The 11,871-nt window shown below is 75.5% G+C and carries 8 protein-coding genes; 1 reads left to right on the top strand and 7 read right to left on the bottom strand.

Translation table 11 applies throughout. From position 1 onward, the window contains the following. The first annotated feature begins 14 nt into the window (after positions 1–14). Positions 15–632 (top strand): GNAT family N-acetyltransferase, encoded by a 618-nt coding sequence (locus ACIQVD_RS17310; RefSeq protein WP_400682773.1) that lies wholly within the window; start codon positions 15–17, stop codon positions 630–632. A 145-nt stretch (positions 633–777) separates the two neighbouring features. Here the strand turns inward: ACIQVD_RS17310 and trxA are convergent, their stop codons facing one another. From trxA to ACIQVD_RS17275, 7 genes are all read right to left on the bottom strand, one after another. Next, the gene (gene trxA, locus ACIQVD_RS17305) at positions 778–1,104 is read right to left on the bottom strand and encodes a thioredoxin (protein WP_014137010.1); all 327 of its coding nucleotides are present in this window, start codon (positions 1,102–1,104) and stop codon (positions 778–780) included. 95 nt (positions 1,105–1,199) lie between these two features. Then, the gene (trxB, locus tag ACIQVD_RS17300; protein WP_400682776.1) at positions 1,200–2,168 is read right to left on the bottom strand and encodes a thioredoxin-disulfide reductase; all 969 of its coding nucleotides are present in this window, start codon (positions 2,166–2,168) and stop codon (positions 1,200–1,202) included. Positions 2,169–2,321: 153 nt separating this feature from the next. Further along, positions 2,322–3,269 (bottom strand): hypothetical protein, encoded by a 948-nt coding sequence (locus ACIQVD_RS17295; protein WP_402289931.1) that lies wholly within the window; start codon positions 3,267–3,269, stop codon positions 2,322–2,324. Then, a complete protein-coding gene (gene sigM / locus ACIQVD_RS17290; RefSeq protein ID WP_402289929.1) occupies positions 3,266–4,087 on the bottom strand; it encodes an RNA polymerase sigma factor SigM in 822 nt (273 codons plus the stop codon). The genes ACIQVD_RS17295 and sigM overlap by 4 nt, the downstream gene beginning before the upstream one ends. 128 nt (positions 4,088–4,215) lie before the next feature. Then, positions 4,216–6,414, bottom strand: coding sequence for a serine/threonine protein kinase (locus ACIQVD_RS17285; RefSeq protein WP_402289927.1), 2,199 nt, complete (start codon positions 6,412–6,414; stop codon positions 4,216–4,218). A gap of 287 nt (positions 6,415–6,701) precedes the next feature. Continuing rightward, positions 6,702–9,209, bottom strand: coding sequence for a murein biosynthesis integral membrane protein MurJ (murJ, locus tag ACIQVD_RS17280; protein ID WP_402289924.1), 2,508 nt, complete (start codon positions 9,207–9,209; stop codon positions 6,702–6,704). A 51-nt stretch (positions 9,210–9,260) separates the two neighbouring features. Beyond that, complete coding sequence (locus ACIQVD_RS17275) at positions 9,261–11,636, bottom strand: DUF6049 family protein (RefSeq protein WP_402289922.1); 2,376 nt, start codon at positions 11,634–11,636, stop codon at positions 9,261–9,263. Positions 11,637–11,871: the final 235 nt, after the last annotated feature.

The raw sequence follows: 11,871 nt of genomic DNA, 5'->3' as shown, positions 1-11,871 counted from the left end.
GAGGAGGTGCGGGCGTGGGACGGAGGGTCGTTCCGCTGACGCTGGACAACCTCTCGGATCTGCCGAACACCTGCCGCTCCTGCGTCTTCTGGGAGCTCGACCCGGTCAGCGGGCGGGACGCGCAGGACGCCGGCAAGGGGGAGCTGGAGAAGGAGGGCTGGATCTCCGCGGTACTGCTGGAGTGGGGCTCCTGCGGCCGGGTCGCCTACGTGGACGACCGCCCGGCCGGGTTCGTGCTCTACGCCCCGCCCGCCTACGTGCCGCGCGGGCAGTCCTTCCCGACCAGTCCGATCTCGCCGGACGCGGTGCAGCTGATGGTCGCCCGGGTGCTGCCGGACTTCCAGGGGCAGGGTCTGGGCCGGGTGCTGGTGCAGTCGGTGGCCAAGGACCTGGTCCGGCGCGGCTTCCGGGCGATCGAGGCGTTCGGCGCGCAGGGGCGGGAGGTGCCGAGCTGCGTGCTGCCCGCCGACCACCTGCTGGCGGTGGGCTTCAAGACCGTCCGGCCGCACCACCGGTACCCGCGGCTGCGCCTGGAGGCGCGCACCACGCTCTCCTGGAAGGGCGACGTGGAGGGCGCGCTGGAGCGGCTGCTCGGCGGGCGGCGGCCGGAACCGGTGCTCCGGCCGCTCTGAGGGAGCCGTTCTCCGCGCCGGGGCGCCCGCGCCCGGGCGACGGCCCGGGCGCTCAGGGCTTCCTGACGAAGCCCCGGACGGCCCCGGAGACGCCGAGGCGGCCCGGACGGGGTCTCCGTCCGGGCCGCCTCGGTGACGGTCGGGCCTACAGGTACTCGGCCAGCTCGCGCAGCAGCGCGGCCTTCGGACGGGCGCCGGTGATGGTCTTCACCAGCTCGCCGCCCTTGTACACGTTGAGCGTCGGGATGGAGATCACGTTGTACGCCGCGGCGGTCTCCTGGTTGGCGTCCACGTCGAGCTTGACGACGGTCAGCTTGTCGCCGTGCTCGGCCGCGATGTCCTCCAGAACCGGGGCGACCTGGCGGCACGGGCCGCACCAGGTGGCCCAGAAGTCGACGAGGACGGGCTTGTCGCTCTTGAGGACCTCGGCGTCGAAGGTGGCGTCGGTTACTTCCTTGGTGGCGCCGGCCACGGGAACTCCTTGGGGTCGGAGGAGAGGTGCGTCAGTGATAACAACGACGGGGGCGGATCTGTTTCTGCTCCCGCCCGGGCGAACCTGACCGGGCGTCAGACCGCGACGGCGGCGGCCGGGGCCTCGTCCGCGTCGGCCAGCGCGGCCAGGTAGCGCTCGGCGTCCAGCGCGGCGGAGCAGCCGGTGCCGGCCGCGGTGATGGCCTGGCGGTAGGTGTGGTCCACCACGTCGCCCGCGGCGAAGACGCCGGGGAGGTTGGTGCGGGTGGAGGGGGCGTCCACCGTGAGGTAGCCCTCGGCGTCCAAGTCCAGCTGGCCCTTGAACAGTTCGGTGCGCGGGTCGTGGCCGATGGCGATGAACAGGCCGGTGACGGCCAGCTCGCGCAAGTCCCCGGTGTTGGTGTCGCGCAGGGTCAGGCCGGAGAGCTTCGGGTCTCCGTGGATCTCCTCGACCGCGCTGTCCCAGGCGAAGGTGATCTTCGGGTCGGCGAAGGCGCGCTCCTGCATCGCCTTGGAGGCGCGCAGCGAGTTGCGCCGGTGGATGACCGTGACGCTGCGGGCGAAGCGGGACAGGAAGGTCGCCTCCTCCAGGGCGGTGTCGCCGCCGCCGACCACCGCGATGTCCTGGTCGCGGAAGAAGAAGCCGTCGCAGGTCGCGCACCAGGAGACGCCGCGGCCGGAGAGCTTGTCCTCGTTGGGCAGGCCGAGCTTGCGGTGCTGCGAGCCGGTGGCGACGATCACGGCGCGGGCGCGGTGCACGGTGCCCTCGGAGTCGGTGACGGTCTTGATCTCGCCCGTCAGGTCGACCGCGACGACGTCGTCCGGCACCAGCTCGGCGCCGAAGCGCTCGGCCTGGGCCCGCATGTTGTCCATCAGCTCGGGGCCCATGATGCCGTCGCGGTAGCCCGGGAAGTTCTCCACCTCGGTGGTGTTCATCAGCGCGCCGCCCGCGGTGACCGCGCCCTCGAACACCAGCGGCTGGAGGGAAGCACGCGCGGTGTACAGCGCAGCGGTGTATCCGGACGGGCCGGAACCGATGATGATCACGTTTCGGACGTCGCTCACTGCATCTCCTGGTCTGCCTGGCGTCCCGCTCGCGCGGGGGAGGGCGGTCTGCTCCGCCGCCCCGGACAACGACTCACCAGTCTCCCGCATTCCCAGGCCCGGCCGCACCAACCGCCCGTGCTCCGGGCGCGCGGGGACCGGCCGGGCGAGGAATCAGGGGGCGGGGACGGAGCTGTGCAGCAGGATCGTCGATCCGGGGCAGTCCGGAGTGGCCAGGTAGACGTCCAGCGGCCCGCCGCCGCCGGGCGGGCGGAACACCAGGGCCAGCACCGGCCGCCCCTGGTAGCGGCCCGGAGCGGTGGCGGCGGGCCGCTCGCCGGGGTGCCCGGCGGCCTCCAGCGCGCAGGACGGGGCCGCAGCCGGTCCGTCGGAGGTGGCCTGGCCGAGCTGGTGCGGCGCCTTGCCCTCCAGCAGCTGCCGGACCTGGGCGGGCAGCCGGTCGGCGGTGAACTCCGGACCGTCCTCCGCGCCGCTGCCCGGGGCGACCTGCTGGGGCGCGGCGGTGCCGGTGGTGCCGGTCGCCCCGGCGGTGTCGGTCGGGCGGGAGCCGTCGGCGAGGGCCGGGCTGTCGGCCGCGGTGGAACGGCCGGCGGCGGGGCGGCTGGCGGCGCTGTCCTGCCGGCCCGCGTCCTGGCCCAGCAGCGAGCCGCCCAGGCCGACGGCGAGCGCCGCCACCGCGACGGCCGCGGTGGCGAGCAGCAGCCGGGCGCCGCGACGGCGGCGGGCCGGGCGGCCGGGGCCGGTGGCGCCGGACGGGGAGCCGGTCGGGGCAGTGGTGCGGGGCGGGGCGGAAGCGGTGCGGACGGCGGGGGCGTCTGGGACGGCCGGTGCGGGCGGCCACGGGTGGCGCTCGGCGCGGGCGGCGGACTCGGCGGCCAGGGCGGCCGTCAGCCGGTCCGCGACGTCCGGCGGCAGGGCGGGGGCGGGGACGTCCGCCAGCAGCGCGGGGAGGCCGCACAGGGCCGCGAAGTCCTCGGCGCAGGACGGGCAGTGGGCCAGGTGCGCGTGCAGCGCGGCAGCCCGCTCGGGCGGCAGCAGTTCCTCGGCGAGGTCGGCGAGGGCGTCCAGATCGGGGTGCTCGGAAGGCGGGTGCGGCGTCATCGCGGGGTCGCATCTCCTTCCAGCGCGGGCGAGGGATCCGTGGATGGGACGGGGGAGGGCGGGTTCGGGTTCCCGTCGCGGGGGCCGGGCGGGGCGGTGCCGCCGCCGTCCGGGCCCGCCGGTGTTCCACGTGGAACACCGGCGGGACGCCGGTCCGGGCCGGTTCCACGTGGAACACCGGCGGACGCGACGGCCGTTCCACGTGGAACGGCGGCGGGGCGGGCGGCCGGTTCGGTTCCACGTGGAACGGTGCCCGGACCGAGGTGGCGCAGCAGCGGCAGCAGCCGGGCCCGGCCGCGGGCGCAGCGGCTCTTCACGGTGCCGACCGGGACGCCGAGCACCTCGGCGGCCTCGGCCACCGGGTAGCCCTGCATGTCGACCAGCACCAGGGCGGCCCGCTGCTCGGCGGGCAGCTCGGCCAGCGCGTCGGCCACCTCGCGGCGGGTCTCGGCCCGCACCGCGTGGCTCTCCGCGCCCTCGGCGGCGCCCAGCGCGCGCTCCGCGGCGCCGTCCGGCCGCTGGTCGAGCGACTCGGCCCGGCGGACCGCGCCGCGGCGGGCGCGGTCCAGGCAGGCGTTGACCACGATGCGGTGCAGCCAGGTGGTGACCGCCGAGCGGCCCTGGAACCCGGCGGCGGCGCGGAACGCGGAGACCAGGGCGTCCTGGAGCGCGTCGGCGGCCTCCTCGCGGTCGCCGAGGGTGCGCACCGCGACGGCCCACAGGCGGTCGCGGTGGCGGTGCACCAGCAGCCCGAAGGCGTCCGGGTCGCCCGCGGTGTGCCGGGCGAGCAGTTCGGCGTCGGTGGGCTCCTCGGCCATCCGCCCCCTCCTTGCGGTTCGGCCGTCCGCTTCGGCGGCCGTGGGTCACATCGTTGGGGATGCGCCGGAGCGGATCAAGGGGTGCGCGGTGTCCGGCGGCATCCGGGGGCGGCGGTTCGGGGCGGGGGTCAGCCGTTGACCTGGACCTCGGCCACCTTGCCGCGGAAGCCGCCACCGTCGTCGTTGGTCGGGACGTTGGTCAGCCAGAGCAGCAGGTACCGGGTGGTGACCGGCTTGGCGGGCTTCAGGGCGACCTTGCTGCCCGAACCGGAGGCGATCGAGGCGCCGAAGCTGCGGAAGCCCGCGTCGTCGGCGTTCGGAGCGCTGTTGGTGCCGCCGGGCGCGGCCTTCAGCTCCGCCTTGGTGTCGCCGATGAACTGGACGTCCACCGAGTCGACCTCGCGGGCCGAGCCGAGGTCGATCAGGATGCCGGTGCCGGGCCGGTAGGCGCCGCCGAACTGGTCGTTGTAGCGCTGGGTGGTCCAGGCGGTGGCCGGGTTGCCGTCGGTGGCGTTCGACAGTTCGCTGCTGTGCTCGTCCTTGGTGTCGCCGAACGCGTTGAACGGGGCGAGCGCGGAGATGGTGAGCTTCTCCCCGGCGGGGGCGGGGGACACGCCGGCCGGGACGGGCGCGGGGGTGCTGTGGCCGCCGGTGGCGGTGTCCTGGTGGTTGACGTACTGGGCCAGCTGCCAGGAGCCGACCGCCACCGCGGAGAGCGCGACCAGCGAGGCGGTCCACTTGAGCAGCCGGCGCAGCCCGCGGCGGCGCGGGGCGGGGGCCGCGGCGACGGGGACGGGCCCGGGCGCCGGGACGGGCTCGGTGCGGGGGAGCGCCTGGGTCGGCGCGCTGCTCGCGTAGCGCGGCCGGGCGGCGGGCAGGGCGCGCAGCGCGGGCGGGACGGGCTGCTCGGGCTGCCGGATCTTCGGCATCAGGTCGATCGCCGCGGCCAGCTCGGCGGGGGTGGTGATCGGCTCCTTGTGGTGCGGGGGCTGCTCGCACAGGATGCGGGCGGCGAGCTCCGCGAGGCCCTTGTGGACGCCCGCCCGGACCTGGTCCGGCGGGACGCAGCCGAGGTCCTTGGGCAGGCCCTGGAGGTCGTAGCGGTCCTCCGGGTAGGGCCAGCGGTGGGTGAGCGCCGCGTACAGCAGCGCGCCGATCGCCCGGACGTCGGTCAGTTCGGCGTCCTCCGCGGGCAGGCCGCGCAGCGCCGCGTCCACCGCGATGCCGTTGATCCGGTACTGGCCGCCGTCGGTGCGCAGCACGCACTTGGGGGTGAGCCGCAGGTGCGCCTGGCCGCGCCGGTGGGCGGCGGCGATCGCGTCGGTGACCTGGCGGACCATCTGGTACGCGTCGTACGGCTCCATCGGGCCGTCCGCCAGCAGCTCGCCGAGGTCCCGGGCGCCGGGCAGCCACTCGCGGATGACGTAGACCAGCTCGCCCTCCTGCACCGCGTCCAGCACCTGGACGAAGCGCGGGTCGCCGAGCAGGGCGGCGCTGCGGGCGGCGGTGAGCACCGACTTGGCACGGCGGTGGCCGGCCGCGAGCAGGTGGACGCCGACGGCGCGGCGGAGCTTCTCGTCGACGGCGCGCCAGCTGGTGAAGGTCTCCGACTCGGAGATGCACTCCTCCAGCCGGTAGCGGGCGCCGATCTTGTCGCCGCTGTGCCGCTGCGGGGCGGGCAGCACGGTGGGCAGGGTGGCGGTGTCGGCGTCCAGGGTCTCGGTGCTGGTAGCCGGGGCGGGCTCGGAGGGTTCGACCGGCGGCAGCGGGCGGCGCACGCCGCGGACGCGGGAGGGGCGCTCCGGGCGGGCCCCCTGGGCGGTGAGCTCGGCGTCGATCTCCTGGGCGGAGAGCGGGGCGGTGGCCTCGGCGGGCGGGGCCGGTGCCGGCTCGGCGGCGGGGGCGGCAGAGGTGCCGGGGGCGGCAGGGACGCCGGGAGCGGCAGGGGCATCGGGAGCGGGGGAGGCGCCGGGGGAGGCGGGGGCGCTCTTCGGGGCCGCTGCGCGCAGCGGGGTGGTCTTCGGGTCCGCCTTCGTGGTGCTCTTGCCGTTCCCGCGGTCGCCGCCCTTCGGTTCGGTCCGCGCGCCCGGCTTGGTGCCGCCCTTCGCCCCGGCCTTCGCGGAGCCGTTGGCGGCGGCCCGCACCGCGCCGTTCGGGGTGCTCCCGGCCGGACCCTCGGCGTCCGGGCCGCGGTCGGAGTCGTGGTCGGAGCCGTGTTCGGACCCGCGCTCGGAGCCGGCGTCGCGCTCCGCGGCCGCCGGTGCGGCCTCGGTCGCCGCCCCGTCCGCCTCGGACGTGTCGACGATCGCCTTGGTGCCGTCAGCCACCGTGGTCCTGCCTCCCCTTGTGTCGCCCCGGTCCATCCCAGGACGGTCGATGGCTCCGTACCGGAGCGGTCGGCCGTGCAGGGTCAATTGTGCCCACTACCGGACGTCGGGTACGACCTCTGAGAGTGGCGGGAGGTTGCCCGATTGCCCACTTCCGGCGGAACAGCAGACGAATGGGCCGGAACCGGGGGTGTGCCCCGACTCCGGCCCAGGCAAAGCGTACTGAGGTTCCGACGGTTCGTCCTCGTCCGGGTTGACGTCCAGTCAACCGGGGGAGCGGGGGCGGTTCAGCGGCCGAGCCGCCTGCGGACCATTCCGGTGAGGGCGCTCAGCTCCTCGACCCGCATCTTCCGCGCCAGCACCAGGAAGACCGCGAGCTGCGCGCCGCCCGCGACCAGCAGGGTCAGCACGTTGCCGATCCAGCCGTCCAGCACCTGCAGGGCGAGCAGTTCGACGGCCAGGCCGACGGCGGCGGCGGGCAGCGAGGCGATCGCCAGCCGGACGTAGGTCTTGGTGATCCGGGCGGTGTCCAGGTCGCCGACCTTCGCCTTCAGCTTCGGCACCGCGACGAACACCCCGACCGCGTAGGCCAGGCCGTAGCCCAGCGCCATGCCGGTGACCGCCCACTGGGCGGGCAGCACCAGCCAGCACAGCACCGCGGTGGCGGCCTGGGTGAGCGCCACCCAGACGGTGTTGGAGAACGGCGTCCGGGTGTCCTCGTACGCGTAGAAGCCGCGCAGCAGCACGTACTGCACCGAGTACGGGATCAGGCCGAGGGCGAACGCGGAGAGCATGTAGCCGACCGCGGTGGTGCCGTGGGCGACCGCGCCGCCGTTGCCCAGGCCGTAGATCGAGGAGCCGATCACCGGGCCCAGCGACAGGAACAGGAACGCCGCCGGGACGATCGCCACCGCCGAGGTGCGCAGGCCGTACGAGAGGTCGTCGCGGACGGCGCCGGAGTCCTGGTCGGCGGCGGCCCGGGAGAGCCGGGGGAGCACCACGCTCATCACCGAGACGGTGATGACGGCCATCGGCAGCTGCCAGATCAGCAGCGCGTTGGAGTAGGCGGCCAGGCCGACGCCGAGGTGGCCCTCCGCCTCGGCGGTCCGGCCCGAGGCGGTGGCCAGCTGGGTGACCACCAGGAAGCCCGCCTGGTTGGCCAGCACGAACAGGAAGGTCCACTTGGCCAGCCGGGCGGCCTTGCCCAGGCCGTGGCCGCGCCAGTCGAACCGGGGCCGGAACGAGAAGCCCGCCGCCCGCAGGTACGGGATCATCGCCAGCGCCTGCACCGCCAGGCCCAGCATGGTGCCGATGCCGAGCAGCCGGACGCCCTCGGGGGAGATCGACCGCGGGGTGACCTCGGTGTGCTGGAAGGTGCCGTACACCGCGATGTACATCACGAAGGTGAAGATCACCACGACGTTGTTCAGGACCGGCGTCCACATCATCGCGCCGAACCGGCCGCGCGCGTTGAGGATCTGGCCCATCACCACGTGCACGCCCATGAAGAAGATGGTCGGCAGGCAGTACCGGGCCAGCGCCACCGTGGTGTCGGCGCTCGCCGCGTCGCGCATCAGCGCGTGCGAGATCAGCTGCACCAGCACCGGCGCGGCCAGCACCGCCACGAACACCACGCCCGCCAGGCCGGTCACCACCAGGGTGAGCAGCCGGTTGGCGTAGGCGGTGCCGCCGTCCTCGTCGTTCTTCATGCTGCGCACCAGCTGCGGCACGAACACCGCGTTCAGCGCGCCGCCGCCGATCAGGATGTACAGCAGGGTGGGCAGGGTGTTGGCGGCGTTGTACGAGTCGCCCATCGAGGCGACGCCGATCGCGGCGGCGATCACCATGGTGCGCAGGAAGCCGGTGCCCCGGGAGACCAGGGTGCCGGCCGCCATCACGGCGCTGGAGTTCAGCAGCCCGGAGACCCGGCCCGCGCCGCCGTCGCCCGTGGTCGGGGCGGGCGCGGGCGGGGGCGCGGTGGTGGCGGCGGTCGGCGGTGCGGCGGCGGCGTTCGCCTCCAGCACGGCCGCGTCGGCCTGCATCACCGCCTCCTCCTCGGACAGCGGCGGGTCGAACTCGATCGGCGGCACGTACGGGTGCCGACCCGCCGTGCCGCCGTCCGGGCCGTCGTCCGCGCCCCCGGCCGGGTCCGGGCCGCCTTCCGTGCTGCCTTCCGGGGCGTCGTCCGGGTCCTCGGGCGGTTCGGCGCCGGCGGGGGCCTTCGAGAGCAGCGAGTCCACCCCGACGTACTCGCCCACCGGCTCGGGGGCGGGCTCGATCCGCCAGCGCGCACCGGACGGCTTCCCGCCCGCGCCCGCCCCGTCCGCGTCCGCCCCGTCCGCGTCCGCCCCGTCCGCGCCCGCCCCGCCCGGGGGCCCGGCCGGAGCTTCGGCCGGGGCGCCGTCGGCGGGTGCGGCCGGGTCGTCATCGGCGGGTGCCTCCGCGGGGGCCTCCGGGCCCGCCTCCGCTGCCAGCTCGGCGGCGATCGACGCCCAGCGCGGGGCCGGGGCGGTCAGCTGCCGGGTGGCCTCGGGGCCGCCGCCGCCCTGGCCGGGCACCGCGGCCGAGCCCTCCGGGGTGTCCGTCTCGTCGGGCCCGGCGCCCGGCAGGTCGATCGCGCCGTACGGGTCGGTGCTCCCGAAGGCCCCGGGTGCGTAGGGGTCGTGGGCGTAGGTGTTGGCGACGTACCAGTCGGCGGCCGGCTCCGCGGGGGCGGCGGCGCGGGGGCCGCCCGCCCGGTCCTGGGGTCGGCCTCCGCCCTGGTCCTTGGTTGCTCGCTCGCTCCGCTCGTTCATGCCACCAATCCACGTCAGAGAGGGGGGACGGCGCCCGGGGGGTGGGGCGGCCTAGTGATCCACCTTCTCATCACCGGCGACCCGATCGGTGTCACCGGCGGCGGACGAGGGGTCCGCGTCGGACGGCCGCCCGGCGTCCCGCGGCGCGCCCGCGGGGCCGTCGGCGGGGCCGTCCGCGGGACCCCCGGCCGGACGGTCCGGGTCCTCGTCGACCTCGCCGGCCGCCCGGCGCTTCTTGCGCTGGAGGTAGAACCGGACCCCGGCGAGGACCATCAGCACGGTGCCGCCGGCGATCACGTACGTCACGCCGCTGGCCACCGAGGTGACGTCGACGGTGAACTCGACCGCCTCGCCGTAGGGCCGGGCGTCCGGGCCGGTGGTCCACAGCTGCGCGGTCACCTGGACCGGGCCGTTGACCTGCGCCTCGGCCGGGAAGCGGAAGGTGCGGCTGGTGCCGGCGTCCATCACCACGGGCTGGATCGGGTAGTCGACCCGCAGGCGGTTCGGCTGCGCCGAGGTGATCTTCAGCTCCAGGTTGCCGACCGACTGGGTCAGCCCGTTGCGCACGCTGACCAGCAGCGTCGCGTTGTCGCCGGGCAGGGTCACCACGGTCTTCTTCGGGACCCGGACCGCGGACTTGAGGTTGTCCAGGTAGCTGCGGACCCCGTTCCGGAACTCGGTTCCGATCTTCGGCTGCTCGCGCCACTCGGTGGACATCGCGCGCACCATCGCGGCGCTGAACGGACCGCGCACCCGCTCCGGCTCGGTGAGGATCATCATCAGCTGGTCCACGCCGTCCTGGAGCTGCATGGTGGCGGTCAGCTCGCCGGCGGTCAGCTCGCTGCCGGCCGCCTCGTCCGGGTACGACTGCGGGACGGACGCGTTCGCGGCCGGGTCGGGCTTCTGCTCGGCGACCTTCTGCAGGACCGTCGGCGCCACCCAGCCGCCGCCGACCGCGCCCAGCACCGCGTCGTGCAGCGCCTGCGCGGCGTCGCCGGTCAGCGAGCGGGACGGCAGCACCAGCAGGCCGCGCGGGTGCTCCGGCTCCTGGAAGGCGATGGTCAAGGTCTCGGCGAGGAAGTGCTGCACGGCCGAGGCGCGGTCGCCGGCCGAGCCCAGGTCGGACTGGAAGAGCGAGGACAGCACGGAGTCGCCGACCACCGCGGTCTGCCCGTTGCCGATCGAGCGGGCCGCGTTCGGGGTGTAGTACAGCTTGTCGGAGTCCGGCAGCGACCTGCCGTCCACCAGCAGGACCCGGCCGCCGGCCGCCCCGGCCACCGCCGCGGTGCGCTGGTCCAGCAGGCCCTGGTACGGCCAGGCCACGTCGGAGGCGGCGTCCACCGACAGCCGGGCCTCGGCGGTGATCTGACCGGCCGTCACCGCCTTGCGCAGCGCGGTGTCCATCCCGGCCAGCCCCGCGCCGTTGTGCGCGATCGAGGCCAGGTCGGGGTCGGCGTACGGCAGCGACAGCACCTGGGTGTTCGGCTTGGCCAGCACCGCGCGCAGCTTCGCCAGCCAGGCCGCCGCCGCGTCCCGGCCGGTGCCCGGGACGGTGTTCTCCTCGCTCGCGGACTCGCCGGAGGTGCCCGGCCTCTGCACCCGGTACGGCTTGGTCATCGCGTACACGGTGTCCAGCAGGTCCGGGTCGATCGCCCAGGTCAGCCCGGTCAGCCCGGAGCCGAGGTCGACCAGCCGGTTCAGCCGTCCGTCGCCGGTCAGCTCGGCGGCCAGGGTGTCGTCGCGCAGCACCGGCGTCTGGTCGGCGTCCGCCATGGTCTGCGCGGCCAGCACCGGGGCGTGGGTGAGCGGCCAGACCACGGCCAGCTGCGAGGGCTGGGCGGACTCCTTGCCCTGGTAGGGCAGGAAGGTCCGGGCGATGCCCAGCGGGTGGGCCTTCTCGTCGCCGGTGCTGCCCCAGACGTCCACCGCCAGCTCGTACGTGCCGGTCTCCCCGACCTTCAGCGCGGAGACCGGCACCGACAGCGAGAAGTCCTCGCTCTTCCCGGGCTCCAGGTCCTGGAGCCCCTGGGCCGGGCTGTCCAGCGAGATGCCGTCCAGGGTGCTCGGGGTGGTCCGGGACGCCGCCATGGCGATCTCGCTGCGGGTCTTCATCGGCCGGGCCTGCGGCTGGCGCACCTTCACGGTCGGCGCCTTGAACTTCGACGTGCCGGAGTTGGTGAGCGTGCCGGTGACGACCACGGTCGAGTTCTCGGACGCGACCTGCTTCGACAGCGCGTCGATCCGCACCACCGCCGGGTACTCGGCCGCCGCGGCGGGCAGCAGGCCGGGGGCCGCCGCCGCCGGGGCGGCGCAGAGCGCTCCGACCAGTCCGCCCGCCAGCAGGGCGGCGGCGCCCCTGGCCAGCCGGCCCGTCCACCGTCCGCGACGCGCCGCCACTGCCGCGTTCCGCCCGGTCCGCTCGTCCACGCGCGTCCTCGCCGTTCCCGATCGTCTCGATCACTCCGCGCACCGCCGCGGCCGACCCGGCCGGGCGGTCCCCCACCGGGAGCGTCCACCGGCATGGTAACGACGCCGTCCGGGCCGCAGTGCTGCGGCCCGGGAGCTGCCGGACGGGCCGGGGGAGCGAAACGGGAGGGCGGCGGAGCAGGCCGGGCACGTACCCTTGTGAGCCGTGTCCACTGCCAATGCGTCCAGCGCCAAT

The organism is Kitasatospora sp. NPDC090308 (assembly GCF_044769485.1).
GTDB lineage: Bacteria > Actinomycetota > Actinomycetes > Streptomycetales > Streptomycetaceae > Kitasatospora > Kitasatospora fiedleri.
The sequence above is the reverse complement of the archived record's forward strand: the minus strand, read 5'-3'. Positions and strand labels throughout refer to the sequence as shown.